The sequence below is a fragment of the Pelistega sp. MC2 genome (assembly GCF_900099475.1).
GTDB lineage: Bacteria > Pseudomonadota > Gammaproteobacteria > Burkholderiales > Burkholderiaceae_B > Taylorella > Taylorella indica.
Genome location: NZ_LT628275.1, coordinates 675806 through 699702, shown reverse-complemented (window position 1 = coordinate 699702; position 23897 = coordinate 675806). Strand labels below are relative to the sequence as shown.

Below are 23897 nucleotides of genomic sequence, written 5' to 3'. Positions count from 1 at the left end.
TTATGCACCTTACATTTAAAAGCGACTTTTATTTAGACGAGTTATTATACCTGATTAGACTGTAGACTACACCATAAATACCATGTTGCTACTGTACTCCAAGGCTGCCAAGTTCGTGCTAACTCTCTGATTTCAGAGCGAGAGACTGGTTCACCACTAAAATAATGCTGTGATATAGCCTGTATTAAACGGGGATCGTCAATCGGTAATACGTTTGGACGCTGCAAATGAAAAATTAAAAACATATGTGCTGTCCACTCACCAATTCCACGAATAGCCGTAATTTCTTTGACAATTTGTTCATCACTCGCTCTAAACCATGCCTGAGGATTTACTGATTTATCCAAGAAATGTGTCGACATATCTAAGAGGCACTCACTCTTGCGTTTAGTGATACCTACCTGCTTTAATTGTTCAATCGTTAATGTCTGAATAATGGCTGGCGTAACAGTTCCTTGGCACAAGCTAAGCAAAGCTTTCCAAAGTTTCTGAGCGTTATCTGGTTTCATTTGTTGTGAAATCAACGCTCGTGCCAAAGAAACAAAAGCTGTTTGTTTAGATGCCAACCAATCATTCTGATGTAATGGAATAATTTTTCGCAAAATCCTATCCTTAGCGAGTAAATACTCCACCGCTTCGTCCCAAAATTCAGGCTTTGGACTAATCGTAATAAGACTATTATTCATAATTATTCTAGAGCCTGCGCCACTGAGTTAAACCGCCCGGTTTATCCTCAAGCTCTACGCCCACCTCTTTCAATTGCTGACGAATATGATCAGCTTTAGCAAAATCTTTTGATTGTTTCGCTTGTTTACGCTCCTCAATCAAGGCATTAATTTGTTCTTCACTTATCGCACTAGCATCGCTGGTTTGATGACGGGTATAACGCGTAGGTGACTGCAAGTAAGTAGCAGGATTTTGTTGTAATAATCCTAATACCCCTCCTAGTGCACGTAGCTGGCTAGCTAATTTTTTTGATTTTTCTCTATTGGCTGCTGTATTAAGTTCAAACAATACCGATACAGCTAATGATGAATTAAAGTCATCATCCATAGCCTCTGAAAATTCTGCCGCATAGCAACTTGTCCAATCAACCTCTACCTCATCATAACCAACATTATGCAACGTTTGGTAAAGTCTATCGATAGCTGCTTGCGCATCAAATAAATTATCGGGGGTAAAGTTTTGTGCACTTCGATAATGATTACGAACGATAAAGAATCTCAACATTTCAGCTTCTCTAACATTGACGTCATATGTAGCTAAATCTTTACTTGCTGTTTCACTACCAATTGTTTCCCGAATAGTGCGAAAATTACCTAACGATTTAGACATTTTGTCATTATCTACCATTAATGGTCCGCAATGCATCCAAATATTGGCTAATTCCCCACCATAGGCACCTTCAGTTTGCGCTATTTCATTCTCATGATGAGGAAATTTCAAATCAGGACCTCCCCCATGAATATCAAGTGGTAATCCCAATAGTGCTTTACTCATCGCTGAACATTCAATATGCCAACCAGGTCTTCCCCAACCATAAGGAGACTCCCATTTTGTATCTGCAGGTTCATCTACTTTCGCTGATTTCCACAGAACAAAATCTAAAGGGTCCCGCTTACTATCAGAAATGGCAATGCGTTCACCTGCCCTTAAATCATCCAATGAACGTCCTGATAATTTTCCATAGCCTGGGAATAAACGTACCGCATAATTTACGTCTCCGTCTTCACCTTGGTACGCCAGACCTTTTGCTTCAAGATCTTGGATAATTTGTAACATACCAGGCACATGCTGAGTTGCTCTTGGTTCATGTGTCGGTGATTCTACTTGCAATGCTTTTTCATCCGCATGCATAGCATCAGTATAAAAAGCCGTCACCTCTTGTATAGGTTTATTTGTAGCAACGGCCTTTTTAATAATTTTGTCATCAATATCTGTAATATTACGCACGTAAGTGACTTCATAGCCTTTCACTTGCAGCCATCTTTGTACCACATCAAAACTCACTAACATACGGGCATGACCAAGGTGGCAAAAATCATATACCGTCATTCCGCACACATACATACGAACTTTCTTTTCTTCTACTGTTTTTAAGGGATCTTTTTGTCGTGATAATGAGTTGTAAATCAGCATAATGAGTTCTCAACAGAGCGTTTTTTTGTATTTGGTAAAAGATTTCCTCATGGAAACGGATACTTTTACCATATCGCATAAAAACTAAGGATAAAATAATAAAAATTAAGTATAACAATCCGCAAGCAATTATATATGCTTTATGCGGAAGATTGAATGAATTGGAGTATTTGTGAAACGATTAACTTTATCGGTATTCGCCTTATTAGTTAGCCAACAAATAGTAATGGCTCAATTTGTTCCTATTACTGATTTACCAAGCGTTCCAGACTCTATTCCTGCAACAGGATCAGAGTCCGGATTTGGTGCTGCTGATAACAATTATGTGACAGGATTTGAGCCCCCACCAGAAGGAGGCTCCGAGACTGTTGCCAATTTCTTAAAAAAATTAGAGCCTTCTGTTGATACTCGTCTACCTGAAAGTAGCGACCAAGCAACTACAAGGATTAATAGTCTACTAACGGCGGGTAAATTCGATAGTGCTTTAATCGAAATTGCAAAACTCAAAAAGCCTCAGGGGAATATCACTCAACCCACGGTCAATGTACAATTATTGTTTTTAGAAGCTCGTGCTTACGCAGGTAAGGGTGATATTCAAAAAGCGATGAGTATTTACCGAGATATGACTTCTAAATACCCTGAACTTGCCGAACCATGGAATAATATGGCAGCGATTCAGATTAATATTGGCTCTTTGGAAGAAGCACTAGAGTCACTCAAAATGGCTATCGCTATTCGTCCCAATTATCCTATTGCAAATCAAAATATTGGACTTATCTATACGGCACTTGCCAAACAATCTTTTGAAACAGCAGCTCGACAAGGGATAAAAGGTGCTAGTATTCGTGCTCAACAAGCACAAAAAATTATTACTGGTGGCAACTAATGAAATTATTTAAACAATGCATCAGTAGTCTCTTAATCGCAGGTATTTTTGTTCTGCCGATAAGTACTACGCAAGCACAAACTCAAAAAAAGGAATCAATAACTATGACAGCTCCTCGCGTTAAATTAGAAACTAACAAAGGCGTTATCGTTTTAGAACTTAATGCAGAAAAAGCCCCTGTAACTACTGCGAATTTTCTATCTTATGTAAAAGATGGTTTTTATGACGGCGTGATTTTCCACCGTGTTATCAAACGCTTTATGATTCAAGGTGGTGGATTTTTACCAGGTCTAAAACAAAAAGAGACGAAAGAACCAATTAAAAATGAAGCTCAAAATGGTTTAACTAACGACAAATACACTATCGCTATGGCTCGTACTAGCGACCCTCACTCTGCTAGTGCTCAGTTCTTTATCAATACAAATAACAACGACTTTTTAAACCACACTGCACCTAATGCACAAGGCTGGGGTTATGCCGTATTTGGTAAGGTAGTAGAAGGTACTGATGTAGTTGATGCCATCGAAGGTGTACGTACAGGCAATAAAGGCTTCCATCAAGATGTACCAACAGAAGATGTCATTATTGAAAAAGCAACGATTGTTGAATAATTTTCTACTCAACTATTTGTGAAAAAACTACCTACACTTTCTTTGTCAGGTACTTTATATGTGGCCTCAGATATTCATTTGGGGCCATCCATTCCCTTGACTAATCAAGCCTTTTTTGACTTTTTAAAGAAAGCTAACCAAGAAGCAGATGTCCTGTTTTTGTTGGGAGATGTCTTTAATGCTTGGTTTGGTGATGATCTAGCCGATTATTCTGATGAACCATGGTTACGTGATAGTATCAACGCCATAGCAGAATGTGCTCAACAAATTCCCACTTATTTTATTCGTGGTAATCGTGATTTTTTGGTTGGTAAAAAATTAGCGAAACAACTCAATTTACACATACTACCAGAACAAATTATTGTCCATTCAGATGCCGGTCATCTATTCATGAGCCATGGTGATGAACTATGCACGCATGATAAAGGCTATATGTTGATGCGACACCTTTTCCGCTGGAAAAAACTTCAACAATTATTTTTACGACTACCTTTAAAGTGGCGCTATAAAATAGCTGAATATTTACGTAACCAAAGTAAAAAAAAGCATCGGCAAAAAGATAAGCTTTATCATCAACAATATGATATTAATCCAACCAGTCTAGAAGAACTTATCCGTACAAATCCCGATATTGATTACGTCATACATGGACATACGCATAAAGAAGCTATTCATGTAATTAATTCGACAGACCTAGAATCAGGAAAAATCAGGTATCGTTATGTACTAAGTGATTGGGATATAGATCACACTCCTCAGCATCAAGGCTTTTTAATCATTAATGCTAATGGGCTAAATTTTCAGCGCCTTACTCGCTAACAAAAGAATCCCCTGCCCCTGCATAATTAAGGAACTTAGTATATTCGCCTGCAAATGTTAGACGAACAGTGCCTATTGGACCCGCACGTTGTTTACCAATAATAATCTCAGCTAGACCTTTATCTGGCGATTCAGGGTTATACACTTCATCACGATAGATAAACAAAATAACGTCCGCATCCTGCTCAATCGCTCCAGATTCACGCAAGTCAGACATAATGGGACGCTTATTAGTGCGTTGTTCTAGACCACGATTAAGCTGTGATAAAGCAATAATTGGACATTTTAAATCGCGTGCTAATTGCTTTAAAGAGCGACTGATTTCAGAAATCTCAGCCGTACGATTATCATTTCGACCAGAGCCTGACATTAATTGTAGATAGTCCACAACTATTAATCCTAATTCGCCTTCTTTGCTTTTCAAACGTCTAGCACGTGCGCGCAAATCAATAGGTGTCAACGCTGATGTCTCATCAATATAAATCTTAGCTTTTTCAAGTAATTTGACAGCAGTCGTTACACGTGGCCAGTCCTCTTGGAGTAATTTACCTGTACGCATACGCTGTTGATTAATTTTACCTACAGAGCCTAATAAACGATGCCCTAATTGCACCGCATCCATCTCCATACTAAATACAGCAACAGCTTTTTTCTCATGAATAGCCACATGCTCAACAATATTCATGGCAAACGAGGTTTTACCCATTGCTGGTCGTCCTGCCACAATAATCAACTGACCACTATGCATACCGGCTGTACGAGAGTCCAAGTCTTTGAATCCTGTACTAATACCAGTCACATCAGAAGCATCCTGACGAGATGATAGTTCTTCTAAATCATTTAACACTTCTACCAAAACATTTGGCATAGCATGAAAATCAGTTGCACCATCACCATTTTCTTGGGCAATTTTGAAAATTTTAGATTCTGCTTCGTCTAGTAACTGCCGTGCTCGTCTCCCATCTGAATGATACGCCATCGCATTAATTTCATCAGCGGCTTTCGCTAATAAGCGTAGCATAGCCCTTTCACGCACAATCTCAGCATAACGCACTATATTGGCAGTTGAAGGAGTATTCATCACTAATTCATTGAGATAAGCAACACCTCCTACCTCATTGTCTTGATTCGCTAAACGCAAAGACTCTGCTACCGTCAATACATCTGCTTCACGATCTAAACTAACCAGATTATAAATATGTCGCCAGATGATACGGTGTGTTCTACGATAAAAATCATCCTCTGATAAAAAGCTACTAATCTGATCAAACCCCTTATTATCAATTAATAAGGCGCCTAATACAGACTGCTCCGCTTCAATAGAATGAGGAGGCAACTTTAGTTGGCTAAGATCAAGGCGTGAATCGCTAGGAGGAGCATCAAAAATAGAATCGTCTGACATCTTTATTATTATCTATCATTATCTCTATGGGTAATCTTTTATTTTATCTCAATTTACTACTAAACACCTATGTAGTTCTTAAATTTTTATTTTGTACTGATGACAAAATAGTTATACATAAAAAAACCTGTATCCTAGAAGTTTTTTAATACCCGTTTAGTGTAGAAATAAAGAGGTTTTCATAAAATTTTTTACCGCTTAATAGAAAACTACCGAACATAGACCTAGCTTAATTTTTTGATAGTATCAGCCCTATTTTCCATACCAGTTCAACACTGAACCAAAAGAAAACCCTCATAAGCTATGCATAGCTTATGAGGGTAGTTCGAATGAAACTAAGCGATTCGCTTTGAATTAAGCCATTTCACCTTGAACTTGTACAGTGATATCTGCATCCACGTCTGCGTGTAAGTGCAATGATACAGGATATTCACCAACAGCTTTTAACGCACCTTCTGGTAAACGAACTTGCTGTTTAGTCACTTCGAAGCCAGCAGCAACTAATGCAGCCGCAATGTCCATAGATGTTACTGAGCCGAATAAACGACCATCAACACCAGCTTTTTGAGAAAGAACTAAACGATAACCGTTTAATTTATCACCAATTGCTTTAGCCGCTGCTAAACGCTCAGCTTGTGCTTTTTCTAATTCAGCACGACGAGCTTCAAAGTCAGCAATCGCTTGTTCAGTTGCACGGCGAGCTTTCTTTTGAGGGATTAAATAGTTACGTGCAAAACCGTTACGAACTTTAACGATTTCACCTAAATCACCTAGCTTACCGATTTTTTCTAATAGAATAACTTGCATTTGAGTAATCCTTATTTGTGGTTATCGGTGTATGGAAGTAAAGCTAAGAAACGAGCACGTTTAATTGCTGTATCTAATTGACGTTGGTAATTAGCTTTAGTACCTGTTAAACGAGCTGGAATAATTTTACCAGTCTCAGTGATGAAGTCACGTAATGTGTCTACATCTTTGTAATCAATTTCTTCAACACCTGCTGCTGAGAAGCGGCAGAATTTGCGACGTTTGAACAATGGATTTTGCTGCGTAAATTTGCTGCGTTTTTCCTTGCCTTTTTTCATGAAAGCCATGGTATTTGCCTTTAAACTTTTGGGGATATTCCCCGTAACTTGTAAACTTTTAGACCAACACTTTACTTGGTACTTGTCGAGCAAACTGTGCAGATTGAATATGAAGCACAAGTTTACTTGAGTTTTTACGAGAAGATGACAAAAAACCTTGAATAGTAATTTCTGTCCCGAGAGCTACTTGTTGTACTTGCTGTGCTATCTCTCCGATAGCTACCGCTAATACTGTAAACTCTACCTTTCTCGTGTACCCTGCTTCGAGAGACTCTCCGCAGTGTTCAAGTAAGAGTTCTTGAACCGGTATTCCAGCCGGAGTAAATCGTAAGGGTTTTACCTCTATCACTCTGGCACGTAAATTTAACTGGTTCAATTGATCCTTCTCAATTATTCTTCGTCTTGCTCAACAACTGCTTCTTCAGCAGCCACTTTGCGAGACTCTTCACGTTCTACAGCTTTCATCATGATTGATGGTGCTGTTTGAGCTGCTTTAGCTTTGATCACTAAGTGACGTAATACAGCATCGTTATAACGGAAAGAATGTTCTAATTCGTCCAATGTTGCTTGATCACATTCAATGTTTAAGCAAACATAGTGAGCTTTTACTAGTTTTTGAATTGGGTAAGCCAATTGGCGACGCCCCCAATCTTCTGAACGATGGATTTTACCACCGTTAGCTGTTACCATAGACTGGTAACGTTCTGTCATGGCAGGAACCTGTTCACTTTGATCAGGGTGCACAATAAACACTACTTCGTAGTGACGCATATTAACTCCTTATGGATTAAAAAGCCCGCCAATAGATTAATAAACTATTAGTCGAGCAAGAAACTATCAATTTTATTCTTTTTTTACTAATAAATCAAATATTTAAATAAAAAATCGAAATCCTAACAGTGTTATTGTTTGTTTTTAGCTATTTTTATCTCACCCAAGTTACTCTTCAATGCATTAATACTTTAAAGTTTAACTTATAAATAATGACATAATGATTCTTTTTGTCTTATTTTATCGTCAATATCTTAATATTTGAGTATTTTTCTCAAGAATTTTGCTATTTATCAATTCTTTACCCCATTTTTATTTCATCCTTTATCAAGTTATGGTAGATTACTCTTAACGACCCCATTATCGTTAAACGTATTTAATTTCCTATTTATTTTGGAGGGTTAATCATATGAGCTTAATCATTAAATCTTTACTTACAGCTGGTGTATTAATGACAGTTATGTCTTCTGCTAACGCACAAGATGCGCAAGCTTTGGCAAACGCTAAAGCCTGTATGGCCTGTCATAATGTAGAAGCCAAAGTTATTGGTCCTTCATATAAAGATGTTGCAGCTAAATATGCCTCTGATGACAAAGCAATTGATTTGCTTGTGGCTAGTATTAAAGGTGGTAGTACCGGTAAATGGGGCTCTGTTCCTATGCCACCAAACCCAGTAACAGATGACGAAGCTAAAACATTAGCGACTTGGATTCTGTCTCTAAAATAATTTAATCAAATTAATTTTTTGATTAAATTAAATGAAAAGACCTACACTTTTCGTGTAGGTCTTTTTTATTAACAAACCTTTTTGTTAATATTGGTAGCCTATCCCTCAATAACCGCATAGGCAGAATGATTATGAATAGATTCAAAGTTTTCTGCTTCAATTTTGTATCGCTGTATGCCTGGAAGTGTTTTGATAGCCACTGCAACATCACGAATCAAATCTTCCACAAACTTAGGATTATCATAAGAATATTCAGTCACATATTTTTCATCAGGTCGTTTTAACAGCCCCCATAATTCGCTTGATGCCTGCTTTTCAATCAACTTTATTACATCATCCATAGAATAAATCTGTTCGCTAACCACTTCTACAGTAATATGAGAGCGCTGATTATGTGCTCCATACGCTGAAATAGCTTTTGAGCATGGACATAAACTCATCACAGGCACGACCACTGTCATAACAAACTCAATGGACTCTTTGGAAGCATTAGCCTGCCAAGTTACTTGGTAATCCATTAAGCTTTCTACCCCTGACACAGGCGCTTTCTTATTAATGAAATAAGGGAAAGTTACTGTAATATCCCCTTTTTCTGCATTTAGCAGAGTTAACATCTCATTAGCCATTTGTTTAAATACCGAGACATCCATCGCAGTTTGTCGATAGTTAGCTAGCAAAGACACAAACCGTGACATATGCGTGCCTTTCTCACTCTCTGGTAAATACACCGTTAATGTCCACTCACCAACACTGGCTTGCACTTGCTCAGCCTCTTGTTTTATTAACAATGGTGATTTTACTTTTCGAATTCCAACTCTCTGAATTGCAATCTGACGAGGATCATAACTGCTTTGTACATCTGGCATAACGGCTAGATTGCTAAAATTCTCACTCATTAATTTATTACCTATTTAAAAAAAACAGTGCAGATAAAAACTACCATATCTGCACTCATGAATATTTCGATTATTTGATTGTAAGCTAAATTCACTTAAAATTTAAATTTAAAATATTAAGCAATGCTATTAATTAAATTTATAACCCTTGTTTCCAAGTTTGGATACTCTTTAAGATTCCAGTTTTATCTAAGCCAAGACTCGATAAAATTGCTTGTTGTTCACCATGATCAATAAACATATCGGGTAAGCCAAGTTGTAATACTGGTTTACATATTCCTTGAGAGTATAGATACTCACTGACTGCACTTCCTGCACCCCCCATGATACAGCCCTCTTCAATTGTCACAAACGCACGATGAGCCTGCGCTAATTGCTTGATTAAATCAGTATCCAGTGGCTTAACAAAACGCATATCAACCACAGTAGCACTTAATTCTTTAGCCGCCTCCATGGCTGGGTAAAGGAGAGGTCCAAATGCTAAAATGACAATTTCGTTGCCTTCTTGCCGTACCACCCCTTTACCAATAGCAACAGTATCTAGGGTTTTCTTAACTACCTCACCAATGCCAGACCCTCGAGGATAGCGTACACTAGCAGGTCCCTCATACTGATAACAGGTGCTTAATAATAAGCGACTTTCATTTTCATTTGAAGGAACGGCTACTATCATATTAGGGATACATCTTAAAAAAGCAATATCATAATTACCTGCATGCGTTGCACCGTCCGCACCCACAATCCCCGCTCTATCTAAAGCAAACGTCACATCTAAGTTTTGGAGAGCCACATCATGGATAAGTTGATCATACCCACGTTGCAAAAAGGTCGAATAAATCGCCACGACAGGCTTATATCCTTCACAAGCAATCCCTGCTCCAAATGTTACGGCATGCTGCTCAGCAATTCCTACATCAAAATAACGCTCAGGAAACCGTTTTTCAAATTCAACTAAGCCACTTCCCTCACGCATTGCAGGTGTGATGCCTATTAAACGGTGATCCGCATTTGCTTGATCACAAATCCACTCACCAAAAACTTGGGTAAACGTTGGTTTACTTGCTCCTGTTTTTGCTTGAATACCTAAACTAGGATCAAACTTACCTGGTCCATGGTACAAAATTGGGTCAGCTTCTGCGAGTTTATATCCTTGCCCTTTTTTGGTAATCACATGCAAAAATTGTAAGCCACCCAATTTTTTAAGATTTTCTAAGGTAGGAATTAAGGCATCTAAATCATGTCCATCAATAGGACCTGAATAATTAAACCCTAATTCCTCAAATAAAGTCGCGGGACCTAGCATACCTTTGGCATGACCTTTGACTTTGCGAGCAATATCCATCAAAGGACTTGGCAACTGTTCAAGAACGGCTTTACCTAGGTCATGAGCATCTTTAGCAATACTACCAGACATTAATCTAGTTAGATATTTATTTAATGCACCTACTGGAGGAGAAATAGACATATCATTGTCATTCAAAATGACTAATAAATTAACTCCTGGCGTAACACCTGCATTATTAAGTGCCTCAAACGCCATACCCGCTGTCATTGCACCATCACCAATCACGGCGATATGTTGTCTAGGTGTATTGCTATTTCGTGAGACTACGGCCATACCTAATGCAGCAGAAATAGAGGTAGAAGAATGTGCTGTACCAAACGCATCATAATCCGATTCACTACGCTTAGGAAACCCAGAAATACCACCCGCTTGTCGCAAGGTTGACATTTTTTCTCTACGTCCCGTCAGAATTTTGTGCGGATAGGATTGATGCCCAACATCCCAAATAATTCTATCGTGTGGCGTATTAAAAATATAATGTAAGGCAACCGTCAATTCTACGGTACCTAAATTGGATGAAAGATGCCCTCCTGTCTTCGCAACCGATTGAACAATAAAATCGCGCAACTCGTTAGACAAGGTTGTCAGCTGTGCACGTGAAAGTGCACGAACATCTTTAGGTGAATGAATACTAGATAATAGTTGCGTCATAAAATCTCATTAATAATTTCTGCGGATAATAAAATCAGCTAATTCTCTTAAACGCTGCGCTTGATACCCCAAAGAATCAATAGCGACCAAGGCCTCATTATATAACTGATGAGCAAATGCTTTAGAAGCCTCTAATCCCATAAGGGAAACATAGGTAGGTTTATTATTTTGTGCATCTTTACCTGCTGTCTTACCTAATGATTGTGTATCTGCTGTTGCATCCAATATATCATCAACTACCTGAAATGCTAAGCCAATAGCTACAGCATAACGATTCAATTGCGCCGTCAAATCATTATTCGCTCCAGCGGCAATAGCACCTAAGCGAACACTTGCTTCAATCATAGCACCAGTCTTCATCTGATGCATTTTTTGCAATTGAGACAATTCCAATAAATTACCTACATTTGCGACATCAATCACTTGACCACCGACCATACCACGACTACCTGCCGCCTCAGATAATACCCTAATTGCTTGAACAATTGATAGTGGATCGATATGCATTTGTGCTAATTGGTCGAAAGCCAGTGGTTGTAAAGCATCTGCCGCTAACAAAGCCATCGCTTCCCCATATTGAATATGGGTGGTTGGACGTCCTCGACGCATATCATCATCATCCATACAAGGCAAGTCATCGTGCACCAAAGAATACGCATGTATCAGTTCTACAGCTGCAGCTGCAAATGATAAATTCTGCTTCTGCTGTTCCTCAAGCATGGCTGAGTTCATACACGCTAAACCCGAGGCATATACGAGTGCAGCCCTAATTCTTTTACCTGGTCCCAACACGGCATAACGCATCGCTTCATGCAACACTTCAGGTAATACATCAACTGCAGGCATATAATGCTGTAAATGTTGCTCAACTGATGATACAGTCTCGCTTAACCATGACGAAAAATTAAGTGTTGAACTATTCATAATTAAAATGGGATATCGTCATCAAGATTACCAAGATCACCCCCTACAGGAGCACTTACCTTGCTTTTTTTAGGCTTTTGAGGTGCAAACAGAGGTGGGGTATCTACATCATCTATGCCATCTTCATCACTATCATCAACATTAACAGTAGAATTTACCTGTTTTATATCCTCTTCGTCCTCTCCATCATTATTCAATGGTTGAAGTAAATTTTTTTGTAAAACCAATACTTGTTGATTTGCTGCATCTAGTTTTTCTTGACAAACTCTCGCTAAAAACACACCTCTCTCGTAAGCTTTTAATGACTCCTCAAGCGTCAGGGTATTATTTTCCATTCCCTCAACAATTTGTTCTAATTCAGCCAGTGCATCTTCAAAATTGGTCGGTGCCTTGTTTGCCTTAGACATCATACACTCCAAATTATGATTCTCAGTATAAAAGAGTTATTTTACGCAATCTCACATAGGATTGGCACAAGATAATCTAAAATAATAAATTAATTTCTGATAAATTAATTCCAGATTATTAACTATCTCCATATGTATTTTGACGTGCAGGTTTTTTAGTCCAATCACCAAGAACGCTATCCTCTCAAGTCCATGGTAAAAACCTGCACGCCGAAAGGGCTACTTGAGCCAACATCAGAAATTAATTTCTGATAAACTAATTTTTTTATTTTTTATAAAAATTAAAATAAGATCTTGAATTAACTATATAATTATCCCTTTTCAACCTTGCAACTCATGACCCTTGGTGAGTTGCCTTCTTTAACTTTTAAAAGCGGGGGGCTTCTAAAATGTCCGACATCGGTAAAAAACTACATGTCACACCTGGCGCTACTCAACTTGCAGTAAACGCCTACTTCGATGAAGAAATCTTTGCATTAGAACAAGAATTAATCTTCAAAAATTCCTCTATTTACGTTGGTAACCAAAAATCAGTTCCTGAAATTGGTGACTGGCGCACGTTAGCGCAAGAAAATGCAGGCCGAGTGCTTGTGCGCAATCAAGGAGGCGTAGATCTCATCTCGAATGTCTGTTGTCATCGTCAGGCGATTATGCTTGGCGGTCAGGCAGGTAATGTTACCGATCCCTCAACGAATCACGGTAATTTAAGTAGTACAGGAGGCAATATTGTCTGTCCACTTCATCGCTGGACTTATGACAATACAGGAGATTTATTAGGAGCTCCACATTTTGAAAGCAAACCTTGTAAACGCCTTGAAAAATTCCCTCTAAAAGATTGTCATGGCCTTTTATTTGAAGGGGTTCGTGATCCTGCACAAGATATGGCAACGCTTTTCAAGCAAAGCAATTTTGATTTTTCAGACTATGTGTTAGATCATGTTGAAATCCATGAGTGCAATTACAACTGGAAAACCTTTATTGAGGTCTATTTGGAAGACTATCATGTTGAACCTTTCCATCCTGGTTTAGGTCAATTTGTCACTTGTTCTGACCTAACATGGGAATTCTCAGACTGGTTCAGTGCTCAACGTGTTGGTGTACATCAGGCTTTGGCCAATCCCGGCTCTGATGTATACAAACGCTGGCATAATGAGTTATTAAAATTCCGTCAAGGTGAAACTCCCGACTTTGGTGCTGTATGGGTAACTTATTATCCAACACATATGATTGAGTTATATCCTCATGTATTAGTGCTTTCAACCCTTTATCCTGTTAGTCCTCAAAAGACAATGAATGTTGTGGAATTTTATTATCCAGAAGAAATTGCTGCATTTGAGCGTGATTTTGTGGAAGCACAACGTGCTGCTTATATGGAAACAGCCATTGAGGATGATGAAATTGCTGAGCGCATGGACGCCGGTCGTTTAGCTTTATTAAATCGTGGTACAAATGAAGTGGGGCCCTATCAGTCACCCATGGAAGACGGTATGCAACATTTCCACGAGTGGTACCACCGTTTGATGACTAAATAAGTTATCGACAAATCATGCTATACACTAAAGGCACGCCCAATATAGGGCGTGCCTTTTTTGCTTTTTTGCCTTGTTACTCATTATTCGTTAATTCAAGCCTCTTAATATTTACTCACTAACATTATTGATGCCGTAATGTTATGAGGGTAATTTCCGAAGGTACGCCTAAACGAATGGGAAAGCCATTCCATAAACCGGTACCATTACTAAGATATAACCACCCCTCACCCACTTTATATAAGCCAGAGACAAAGCCACCATTAAAAAATTTAACCAATTGTTGAAAACCAATAATCATGCCACCATGTGTATGCCCAGAGAGCTGTAAACTCACTCCTTTGGCAATATGTTCAGCCACTTCTTGAGGTCTATGGGCGAGTAACACTGTTATGGCATTATCGGGCCTATCAGCTAATGCTTTATCAATCGCTGGACCGGGTAATTTAAACCGCAGTGCTGCCTCATCAGTCAAACCTGCCACAACAAACGGTTCACCTTGTGGGTAAATCACCCGATGCTCATTCGCCAGCATCTCAATACCAAGTTCCCCTAATGCTTTAAACCATTTCTCACCATGATAGTAATATTCATGATTACCCATGATTCCAAAAACACCATATTTTGCTTTTAGTTGTTTGTATGCTTGGATATCTGACCATCTATCAGAAACCTCTCCGTCAATAAAATCACCCGTGATTAAAATTATGTCAGGATTGAGTTGATTCGTTTTCTGTACAACCTCATTTAACCAAGCATCACGGAATAAGTGGCTAATATGTAAATCAGTCAATTGAACAATAGTTAATCCATCTAATTTTTGAGAAAGATTTTTAATCGGGATTTCTACTCGTTTCACATCTGGTACGCGAATCGCGGCTTGTACCCCAATGATAGCTAATACTATTGTGGCTAAAAAAATAACCACCCTTTTACGTGTCGACCAATATAAGCTATGTATACTAAAAATACGTCCAATAAGCGAGACAATATCACTCAGCAAGGTAAGCATAATTAACAGGCTAAATCCCGCAAATAAGCCACCTAAAATAAGCACAACATTGTGAGGTAGTTCGGGTGAAAACATTGACCCAAAAAACCACAGCTGAAACCATCTGTACTGCGTGATAAGTAATAATACAAATGCTAAAAAGGCTCGGCTATAACGTGAAAGTGGTAGTGGTATGATTAATCGCCAAACCGTATAAAGGTAAAAAGCAAAAACAAATAAATGAAATAGGTACATTAGATTTTCTAATCAATAGTTTTCTCTAATTCCTGAGCAATAGTAAACTGATCCTGTAATACAAAACGAATATGCTCCTCTGCAACCAACGGGCTCAAAATAACTACTCTTAGAAAAACTAATTCTTGCTCATCATAGTTGGCAAATTTTCGTTTACTACGTGAAACAAAACTCTTACCATTTGCTCGCTGTATTTTTTGCAAGCGCTGATTAAAGTCATTGATAACGACATTATCTTGTGGGCTTAACGTTTTTCCGCGATAACGTTCAGGAATATAACGATACCCTAGAATATTAATGGTTGGTGCGGATAGTAGTTCAAAGGCAGGATTGTCACCAATCAACCGTGCCATACAACGAATATTTTCCATCGCCTTATTAAACAATTCGTTGTATCCTTGTTTACCAATTAAATGTAAACAGGCATGCAAATAAAGCATATTAGCCGGTCTAGTACCCTCAATCGTAAACCGTCCTTGATCTAAAGACGTTTCTCGTACAGCATAAGGAGCTGTATGCCGAATTACTTGCGAATCAATAGGATTTTTAAAAAATAACATTCCCGTACCAATTGGCATCAACATTTGTTTATGGCCATCAATGGTAATGGTATCTGCCTGTTCAATATGATTAAGTAAAGCACGATTATCTTTACTCAACATAAACGCCCCACCCCAGGCAGCATCAACATGTAAATGAATATGACGGTCTTGTGCCAAGCTAGCAATTTGATCAATCGCATCAACACTACCAAAATCAGTTGTCCCAGCGATTGCCACAATACATGCCACGCCAATATCTTTCTGCTGGCAAGCATTGCACTGTTGTCTCAAACTCTCAAGATTCAAGCGATTATGTTCATCCACTGGTAAGCGTACTAATTCAACTCCTAGCAAAGCAGCGGCTTTATCAAAAGAATAATGCATTAACTCAGAGCCTACAATCATCCATTTTTTGACTTGCGGCGAATGAGTACGAGCTTTTTTTACCGCCACCCATAAGGCTGTGATATTTGCCATTGTCCCACCGCTAGTAAATATACCAACTGTCTGACTAAAGTCTCTTAAATAAGGTGTATAAAATGATTCCTCAAAAGAATACACTTGCTGATGAATAATTTTTAATAACTGTCTCTCTAACAACGTTAAACCACGACTGGTTTCCATCTTTACCATATTTTGATTTAACGTTTGGATTAAACGTCCAATTTCAGGGATAAAATGAGGTAAAGGACTGGTCATATGACCAAGATAGGTAGGGCTTGCTAGATGTGAACATTGAGGAAGAATTGTTTCATCCACCATATCCATATAATCATCTTGACTCAATGGCTGTTCAGGAATAGAAAGACTCGATAATTTATCTAATAATTGTCGTTGATCAAACTCAGCAACATCATCTTTTTCAGTATAAAAAGCTTGCATTCCACGACTAACACGTTCAGACAAAGCAACACTGTCTTGTGTAAATAAATCTATAATCGACAAAACTATTCCTTAACTAAAATTATTCTTCAAAAAATTTCCTAATAACCCATACATTGACATAGACTAAGCAGTCAATATCCTATTACTCACCTGTCGCTACGGGTCTTGTAGAATCGGCAACCCACTCACTCCAAGATCCAGGGTATAAGGCATAATCATGTAAACCTGCCACTTCCATTGCTAAGATATTGTGGCAAGCTGTCACACCAGAGCCACATTGATTAATTACCAAGCCTTTTTGAGTATAGGGTAAAAAAGCGTCTCTTAGTACTTGCGGAGATTTCATTTTTCCATCAGCCTCCACATTTAAGGCAAATGGATGGTTAATGGCACCAGGGATATGACCAGCAACAGGGTCCATAGGCTCAACCTCGCCACGATAGCGTTCAGGGGCTCTAGCGTCCAATAGCACAAATTGTTGTGATTGAATATTTTTCAATACTTCATCGGCAGAGACTGTTTTTACAAGACTCTCTCTCAATGTCCAAGTAACTGGTGGTAAGGCTGGAGCAATACCCTCTTCCACGTCACCACCTACCACTTGCCATGCTTTAAATCCACCGTTCAGAACCCATACATTAGCAAAACCCATCCAGCGCAACATCCACCATACATGTGCTGCAAACATCATATTATCAGCATCATATACGACAATATCATCATCAATATGGATGCCTTTTGCCATTAGTACGTTGGCAAAATCTTCTCGCTTAGGTAATGGATGACGACCATTCTTACCTGTTTTAACATCACATAAGTCTGTTTCATGGTTTAAAAAAATAGCCGTAGGGATATGTGCCTTAATATACTGCTCTGTTCCTAATTGATGATTGACTAAATCATGTCTTGCATCAATAAAACGAAAAGCGTTCAACCCTTTTTGTAAAATTTCTTCTGCTGAAATTAATACTGATGTCATCATTTACTCCTAGTTCTTTTAAAAATATGTTCTGACAACCACAATTTCTGGTCAATAACCACTACTAAAATACCAGCAATAATAATCGTAGCCATACCCACCCAAGCAATAATATCTGGAACATTATTCCAAAAAACCATACCTAAAATAGTTGAGAAAATAATAGTAGAATATTGTAAAACAGCGGCAATCACAGCCGATCCATGACCATACGCTTCTGTCATAGCTAATTGTCCAAACTGCCCTAGTAAACCTGCTAATACTAATAAACCATACGCCTGCCACGATAACTGAAACAACTCATGATAATCCATCATGACGAGACCAGAAAAAATAACCATACAAGAGAAATAAAAAACAGTGCGCCATACTGGCTCACCCAATTTCCCTAAGGATTTTACCTGAAACATGGCAAATGCAGAAAACAACCCTGCCAGCATCCCTGCACCAGCACCAAACCATTGCCCTTCACTAATACTAGGTTTCAAGACTAATACAATCCCCCAAAAACCTAATAAAATAGCAATTAGTTTAGGATAATCTTTATGAAATTGTGATGAGAAAAACACCACATATAAGCCAATAAATAATGAAGAGGTATAACCTAAGCTAGTACTTGTTGCTAAAGGTAATTGACCCAAAGCGTAAAAACTAAACCACATCGATGTAGTACCCAGCACATTTCGCTTGAGGTGAGCAACAGGATATTGCGTTGCTAAGGTATTTTTGGTCAACATCGCCCAGATTGCAATACAGATAACTGACGGTAACCCCCTGAAAAATATGACAATTGGCAGTGAAACACCATATTCAAGAGAACCTTTTATTGCTGCACCCATACCTGCAAAGAAAAAAGATGCTAGCAACATCCAAAGCGATTGCATACTGATAACACTATTAAAATCTGAATAATCTTACTATTTTAGTCATTTCCTATTTTTCGTCAATCATTTACAAAGATTCTTACCACACTAAATCTTCAAGTTATAAACCTTTTGCCATCAATATAAAGCATTAGTTATAACAAAACTTAACAAAATCCGTTTAATTCTAGCATTGTGATTATACGAAGTACCCTTATATATTAAAATCAATGAAATCACTCTATTGTTTTACCCTACAAAAGGATAGCTAAATGAAGCGTATTTTCTTATTCTTAATGACCAACATGGCCGTTTTACTGGTGTTAAACATTACACTAACTGTTACGGGGGCTAATCGTTATCTAACAGAAAACGGTATCAACTACAGTCAATTATTGGTCTTTGCTGCAATTGTTGGGTTTACTGGATCCATTATTTCTCTATTTATGAGTAAACAAATGGCGAAAATGAGCATGGGTGTACAAATTATTGATCCTAATGCCCCTGCTTCTCAAACAGAGGCATGGCTTGTGGATACTGTGCATCAACTTGCGGATAGAGCGGGTATTGGGCGTCCTGAAGTCGGTATTTATGAAGGAGCACCAAATGCCTTTGCAACAGGTGCTTTTAAAAATGAATCCTTAGTGGCTGTCTCAACAGGACTTCTACAAAATATGAATGAAGAGGAAGTAACCGCTGTACTTGGTCATGAAATTGCTCACGTTGCTAACGGTGATATGGTCACTCTGACCTTAATTCAAGGAGTAGTAAATACCTTTGTCGTATTCTTTGCTCGTATCGTTGCTGTCTTTGTTGATCGTGCTATCATGAAAAATGATAATCGTGATGGCGTGGGCGTTGGCTACTACCTCACTTCAATGGTCTGTGAAATTGTCTTTGGTATTCTTGCCTCTATTATTGTGGCATGGTTCTCTCGTCAGCGTGAATATCGTGCTGATGCTGGCTCTGCTCAATTATTAGGTTCAACCAAACCAATGGAAAATGCGTTAGCAAGACTTGGAGGATTAGAGCCTGGCGAACTTGCTAAAGGAATGCAAGCTTTCGGTATTACAGAAAAAGTTAATAATATGATGGCACTATTTGCCTCCCATCCTCCGATGGAGAGTCGTATCCGTGCATTACAAAATCTCAATATGCGTTAATGAATAATTGGTGTTAACAAAAAAATCACTACCTTAATTAATCCCTCCAAGTATATAAGAGACAGATTAAAGAGGTAGTGATTTTTTATGCGCTTCCTCCGTCTTCGCATCACCGAAAACTCTACTCACTCTCTCTATTTAATTTTGGTGATGCGTCGCCTTCACCCTCTATATAGTTGATGTCATTCCTCCATTAACTATATATTTTTGGTGATGCGTCACCTCCGTCTTCGCATCACCGAAAACTCTCCCCATTCCTCTTTTTATATTTTTGGTGATGCGTCACCTCCGTCTTCGCATCACCGAAAACTCTCCCCATTCCTCTTTTTATATTTTTGGTGATGCGTCACCTACGTCTTCGCATCACCGAAAACTCTCCCCATTCCTCTTTTTATATTTTTGGTGATGCGTCACCTCCGTCTTCGCATCACCGAAAACTCTCCCCATTCCTCTTTTTATATTTTTGGTGATGCGTCACCTCCGTCTTCGCATCACCGAAAACTCTCCCCATTCCTCTTTTTATATTTTTGGTGATGCGTCACCTACGTCTTCGCATCACCGAAAACTCTCCCCATTCCTCTTTTTATATTTTTGGTGATGCGTCACCTACGTCTTCGCATCACCGAAAACGCTTTAATGTGCCTGTTCCCAGTTTTCTCCTTCACCGACTTCAGCGAGAAGTGGGACTGCTAATTGGGCTACGCTAGCCATAAGTATTGGTAGTTTTTGGCGGACTTGGTTTGCTTCTTCGTTTTTCACTTCGAGGACTAATTCGTCATGGACTTGCATAATTAGGCGGCTTTGTAGTTGTTCTGTATCTAGCCATTGCTGTACAGCAACCATTGCTTTTTTGATCAGGTCGGCGGCTGTTCCTTGCATCGGTGCATTGATAGCTGCCCGTTCGGCTGCTGCTTTTCTTGGGCCTTTGGCTCCTTGTATTTCTGGTAACCACAAGCGTCTACCAAATACTGTTTCTACATAGCCTTGTCTATTCGCTTTTTCTCGAGTTTGTTCCATATACTCCGCAACACCAGGATAACGTTGGAAATATAAGTGGATATAATTTTGTGCTGCCTCTCTAGTAATACCTAAATTACTCGCTAATCCAAACGCTCCCATCCCATATATCAAACCAAAGTTAATGGCTTTAGCTGCGCGACGTTGTTCAGCAGTGACATTATCAACGCTTATGCCAAAAACTTCCGCAGCTGTTGCCCTATGAATATCCTGTCCTTGAGCAAAGGCTGTTTGTAAATTCTTATCCCCGGAAATATGTGCCATCACTCTTAACTCAATTTGAGAATAATCGGCTGACATAAGATGATATCCGTCCTCAGCAATAAACGCTCTACGAACACGGCGTCCTTCTGCTGTACGAATCGGGATATTTTGTAAATTAGGATCTGATGATGATAAGCGTCCTGTCACTACAGCGGCTTGTGCATAATCCGTATGTACACGCCCTGTTTTAGGATTAATCATTTTAGGTAATTTATCTGTATAAGTGGACTTAAGTTTAGCCAAACTCCTATAGTCCAATAATAAGGCAGGTAAGGGATAATCCTGTGCCAATTTTGTTAAGGTTTCTTCATCTGTTGATGGTGCCCCTTTTGATGTTTTACTCAGCACGGGAAGTTTTAAGCGTTCAAATAAAATTTCACCTAATTGTTTTGGAGAATTTAAATTAAAAGCCTCACCCGCCATTTCATAGGCTTTTTCTTCTAACTTATGCAAAACATCACCTAATTCATTTGACTGTTGTAAAAGCTCTTGCTCATTTAATTTAACACCATTGTGCTCCATACGGAATAAAACAGGCCAAACTTGCATTTCTAACGCATAGGTATCAATAAAACCTCTTTCTTGCTGTAATTTTTTCTCTAATACACTAGCCAGTTGAAAGGTAAAATCAGCATCTTCGCAAGCATATTGAGTCGCCTTATCTAAAGGTACTAGATCAAAGGTTATTGCATGAGCACCTTTACCACAAATTTCCTCAAAGCTTAATCCTTTTCGACCTAAATATCGCTCAGATAAAGCCTCTAGACTAACTTTAGAATTAGACACCAATACATAGGCCATCAACATCGTATCATGCTTAACACCCTGTAAGCTGATCCCCTCATTTGCTAATACATGGGCATCATATTTGGCATTTTGCATCACTTTAATCAGCTTGGGAGACTCTAACCAAGGTTTTAGTAAGGCTAGCGTTTTTTGCTTATCCAGTTGTTCTTCCAGTAAACCAGCACTATTATGTGCCAAAGGAATATACCAGGCTTGACCTACGGCTACCGAGAGGGATAAACCAACAAGCTGCGCTTTCATACCATCTAGGCTATTGGTTTCTGTATCAAGTGCTACGACTTCTGCTTGGGTAATCGTCTCCAAGCATTTTTGTAAGGCCTGCTCTGTCGTAATCATTTCATAGTGAATAGTAGCTGGTGCTGGTGGCAAATCATCAACCTTGCGTGAATCCTGCTCTGGAATCGCTTTATCATCACCACTAACCTCTCTTAAAAATGTTTTAAAGCCAAATTGATTGTAAAGCTCAACCAACTTATCCTTGTCTTGAGGTTTTGGCAATAAATCATCTAACTGATGATAAAAACCTGTCAAATCACAATCTTGTTTGATCGTAATTAATTCTCGAGTCAATCCAAATTGTGGAATAGCGGCACGAAAATTTTCTCCTACCTTACCCTTGAGTTCATCTGCATGCTCAATAAGCTTTTCTAGTGTTGAATATTCTTGTAACCACTTAGCCGCTGTTTTATCTCCCACTTTATCCACGCCCGGGACGTTGTCCACTTTATCACCAATCAACATCAAGTAATCAATAATCTGTTCAGGATAAACCCCAAACTTAGTTTTAACGCCTTCCCGATCAAGACGTTCATTACTCATCGTATTAATAAGACTGATATGATCATTAACCAATTGGGCTAAATCCTTATCACCTGTAGAAATAATTGTGTTGACATCATTTTGTCGTGCAATTTCTGCTAAAGTAGCAATAATATCATCCGCTTCAACACCTGGTTGTGCAATAATAGTCCAACCTAACGCTGTAATCGTTTGATAAATAGGTTCGATTTGTGCACGTAAATCATCTGGCATTGGTGGGCGATGACCTTTATAATCAGGGTATAAATCATCACGAAACGTTTTTCCAGGGGCATCAAAAATGCAAGCCATATAATCTGGACTAAAATCTTGATGAATTTTACGCATCATATTAATCATACCGAATATAGCACCCGTGGGTTCCCCAGCCTTATTGCGGAGATTAGGCATGGCATGGAATGCACGGTATAAATAACTAGAACCATCTACAAGTAATAAGGTTTTTTTCATGGCAAATTTAAGAGCAACAACAATCCAAGGTCAAATTAAAGAAATATCAGAAGAATTAGCAAACGCAGCAGCACATTTAACCGAAGTGACAAAAGCAGTAAGTATTTTTGGCAGTGCACGTATAAAACCCGACTCTGAGTACTATTCTAAAACAATTCAGATAAGTAAGAAACTTGTTGAGGCTGGTTTCAGTATTATTTCTGGTGGTGGTCCCGGTATTATGGAAGCAGCAAATAGAGGCTGCTATGAAGCCGGTGGCACAAGTGTAGGTTTAAATATCAAATTACCTTTCGAGACATCAAACAATCCTTATCAATCACATAGCATTGATTTCAAATATTTTATGCCTCGTAAGACGACTTTCTTTATGAACAGTTGGGCATATATTATTTTGCCTGGTGGCTTTGGAACATTAGATGAACTCTTTGAGGCTCTCACCTTAATTCAAACAGGCAAAGCAAATAAAGCACCGATTGTTTTTGTGGGTAAAGCGTTCTGGCAAGATTTAATTCTTTTTTTTGAAAAAAATCTTCTAGGCCATGGCTATATTTCACCTAAAGATTTAAATCTTTATTCGCTCACGGACTGCCCAGATGAGGTAGTTAGAATCGTCACCGAAGGCTATCTAAAGAATCAAGAAGCAGAGCATTGTTTAGGACTCTGTTGATGA

General features: G+C 38.7%; 23 protein-coding genes. 7 read left to right on the top strand and 16 right to left on the bottom strand.

Annotated elements, in window-relative coordinates:
• Positions 1-44: 44 nt before the first annotated feature.
• Entirely contained in the window at positions 45-686 is a 642-nt protein-coding gene (locus BQ4443_RS08810; protein ID WP_023952012.1) for a DNA-3-methyladenine glycosylase family protein, read from the bottom strand.
• A gap of 7 nt (positions 687-693) precedes the next feature.
• Positions 694-2142 carry a cysteine--tRNA ligase gene (gene cysS, locus BQ4443_RS08805; RefSeq protein WP_143000580.1) on the bottom strand — a complete coding sequence of 483 codons (1449 nt, stop codon included), beginning with the start codon at positions 2140-2142 and terminating at the stop codon, positions 694-696.
• 169 nt (positions 2143-2311) lie between these two features.
• Between cysS and BQ4443_RS08800 the strand changes: the two genes are divergently transcribed.
• From BQ4443_RS08800 to BQ4443_RS08790, 3 genes are all read left to right on the top strand, one after another.
• Positions 2312-3025, top strand: a complete 714-nt coding sequence (locus BQ4443_RS08800) for a tetratricopeptide repeat protein (protein WP_023952007.1) — start codon at positions 2312-2314, stop codon at positions 3023-3025.
• 104 nt (positions 3026-3129) lie between these two features.
• Positions 3130-3636 (top strand): peptidylprolyl isomerase, encoded by a 507-nt coding sequence (locus tag BQ4443_RS08795; protein ID WP_245587032.1) that lies wholly within the window; start codon positions 3130-3132, stop codon positions 3634-3636.
• Between the two features lie 18 nt (positions 3637-3654).
• Positions 3655-4455 (top strand): UDP-2,3-diacylglucosamine diphosphatase, encoded by an 801-nt coding sequence (locus tag BQ4443_RS08790; protein ID WP_071058592.1) that lies wholly within the window; start codon positions 3655-3657, stop codon positions 4453-4455.
• Here the strand turns inward: BQ4443_RS08790 and dnaB are convergent.
• From dnaB to rpsF, 5 genes are all read right to left on the bottom strand, one after another.
• On the bottom strand, positions 4445-5857 hold the full coding sequence (gene dnaB, locus BQ4443_RS08785) for a replicative DNA helicase (RefSeq protein WP_023952002.1): 1413 nt from the start codon (positions 5855-5857) through the stop codon (positions 4445-4447). The two genes, BQ4443_RS08790 and dnaB, sit on opposite strands and share 11 nt — an antisense overlap.
• Before the next feature lie 354 nt (positions 5858-6211).
• Positions 6212-6664 (bottom strand): 50S ribosomal protein L9, encoded by a 453-nt coding sequence (rplI, locus tag BQ4443_RS08780; RefSeq protein WP_023952000.1) that lies wholly within the window; start codon positions 6662-6664, stop codon positions 6212-6214.
• An 11-nt stretch (positions 6665-6675) separates the two neighbouring features.
• A complete protein-coding gene (gene rpsR / locus BQ4443_RS08775; protein ID WP_023951997.1) occupies positions 6676-6951 on the bottom strand; it encodes a 30S ribosomal protein S18 in 276 nt (91 codons plus the stop codon).
• Positions 6952-7000: 49 nt separating this feature from the next.
• Positions 7001-7318 (bottom strand): primosomal replication protein N, encoded by a 318-nt coding sequence (gene priB / locus BQ4443_RS08770; RefSeq protein WP_023951996.1) that lies wholly within the window; start codon positions 7316-7318, stop codon positions 7001-7003.
• A 14-nt stretch (positions 7319-7332) separates the two neighbouring features.
• Entirely contained in the window at positions 7333-7713 is a 381-nt protein-coding gene (rpsF, locus tag BQ4443_RS08765; RefSeq protein ID WP_023951994.1) for a 30S ribosomal protein S6, read from the bottom strand.
• A gap of 409 nt (positions 7714-8122) precedes the next feature.
• Between rpsF and BQ4443_RS08760 the strand changes: the two genes are divergently transcribed.
• On the top strand, positions 8123-8440 hold the full coding sequence (locus BQ4443_RS08760) for a c-type cytochrome (RefSeq protein WP_023951992.1): 318 nt from the start codon (positions 8123-8125) through the stop codon (positions 8438-8440).
• A 98-nt stretch (positions 8441-8538) separates the two neighbouring features.
• Here BQ4443_RS08760 and folE2 read toward each other — a convergent pair whose 3' ends face one another.
• From folE2 to BQ4443_RS12780, 4 genes are all read right to left on the bottom strand, one after another.
• Entirely contained in the window at positions 8539-9336 is a 798-nt protein-coding gene (folE2, locus tag BQ4443_RS08755) for a GTP cyclohydrolase FolE2 (protein ID WP_071058591.1), read from the bottom strand.
• Positions 9337-9475: 139 nt separating this feature from the next.
• The gene (dxs, locus tag BQ4443_RS08750) at positions 9476-11332 is read right to left on the bottom strand and encodes a 1-deoxy-D-xylulose-5-phosphate synthase (RefSeq protein WP_023951988.1); all 1857 of its coding nucleotides are present in this window, start codon (positions 11330-11332) and stop codon (positions 9476-9478) included.
• A 9-nt stretch (positions 11333-11341) separates the two neighbouring features.
• Positions 11342-12256: a polyprenyl synthetase family protein gene (locus BQ4443_RS08745; protein ID WP_023951986.1), complete on the bottom strand. Its 915-nt coding sequence runs from the start codon at positions 12254-12256 to the stop codon at positions 11342-11344.
• A gap of 2 nt (positions 12257-12258) precedes the next feature.
• Entirely contained in the window at positions 12259-12666 is a 408-nt protein-coding gene (locus BQ4443_RS12780) for an exodeoxyribonuclease VII small subunit (RefSeq protein ID WP_143000579.1), read from the bottom strand.
• Positions 12667-13052: 386 nt separating this feature from the next.
• Here BQ4443_RS12780 and BQ4443_RS08735 point away from each other — a divergent pair, with 386 nt between their 5' ends.
• Positions 13053-14195 carry an aromatic ring-hydroxylating oxygenase subunit alpha gene (locus BQ4443_RS08735; RefSeq protein WP_023951982.1) on the top strand — a complete coding sequence of 381 codons (1143 nt, stop codon included), beginning with the start codon at positions 13053-13055 and terminating at the stop codon, positions 14193-14195.
• A gap of 121 nt (positions 14196-14316) precedes the next feature.
• Here the strand turns inward: BQ4443_RS08735 and BQ4443_RS08730 are convergent, their stop codons facing one another.
• From BQ4443_RS08730 to BQ4443_RS08715, 4 genes are all read right to left on the bottom strand, one after another.
• Positions 14317-15279, bottom strand: a complete 963-nt coding sequence (locus BQ4443_RS08730) for a metallophosphoesterase (protein ID WP_218118040.1) — start codon at positions 15277-15279, stop codon at positions 14317-14319.
• A gap of 167 nt (positions 15280-15446) precedes the next feature.
• Complete coding sequence (locus tag BQ4443_RS08725; RefSeq protein ID WP_071058590.1) at positions 15447-16925, bottom strand: aminotransferase class V-fold PLP-dependent enzyme; 1479 nt, start codon at positions 16923-16925, stop codon at positions 15447-15449.
• A gap of 82 nt (positions 16926-17007) precedes the next feature.
• Positions 17008-17844: a sulfurtransferase gene (locus BQ4443_RS08720; RefSeq protein ID WP_023951974.1), complete on the bottom strand. Its 837-nt coding sequence runs from the start codon at positions 17842-17844 to the stop codon at positions 17008-17010.
• Positions 17844-18728, bottom strand: coding sequence for a DMT family transporter (locus tag BQ4443_RS08715; RefSeq protein ID WP_023951972.1), 885 nt, complete (start codon positions 18726-18728; stop codon positions 17844-17846). The genes BQ4443_RS08720 and BQ4443_RS08715 overlap by 1 nt, the downstream gene beginning before the upstream one ends.
• A gap of 251 nt (positions 18729-18979) precedes the next feature.
• Between BQ4443_RS08715 and htpX the strand changes: the two genes are divergently transcribed.
• Positions 18980-19870: a protease HtpX gene (htpX, locus tag BQ4443_RS08710; RefSeq protein ID WP_023951970.1), complete on the top strand. Its 891-nt coding sequence runs from the start codon at positions 18980-18982 to the stop codon at positions 19868-19870.
• A gap of 633 nt (positions 19871-20503) precedes the next feature.
• On the opposite strand, the gene polA is transcribed toward htpX, so the two are convergent.
• On the bottom strand, positions 20504-23227 hold the full coding sequence (polA, locus tag BQ4443_RS08705) for a DNA polymerase I (protein WP_023951968.1): 2724 nt from the start codon (positions 23225-23227) through the stop codon (positions 20504-20506).
• On the opposite strand from polA, the gene BQ4443_RS08700 reads away from it, so the two are divergent.
• The gene (locus tag BQ4443_RS08700; RefSeq protein ID WP_071058589.1) at positions 23226-23894 is read left to right on the top strand and encodes an LOG family protein; all 669 of its coding nucleotides are present in this window, start codon (positions 23226-23228) and stop codon (positions 23892-23894) included. The genes polA and BQ4443_RS08700 overlap by 2 nt on opposite strands.
• The last annotated feature ends 3 nt before the right edge of the window (positions 23895-23897 follow it).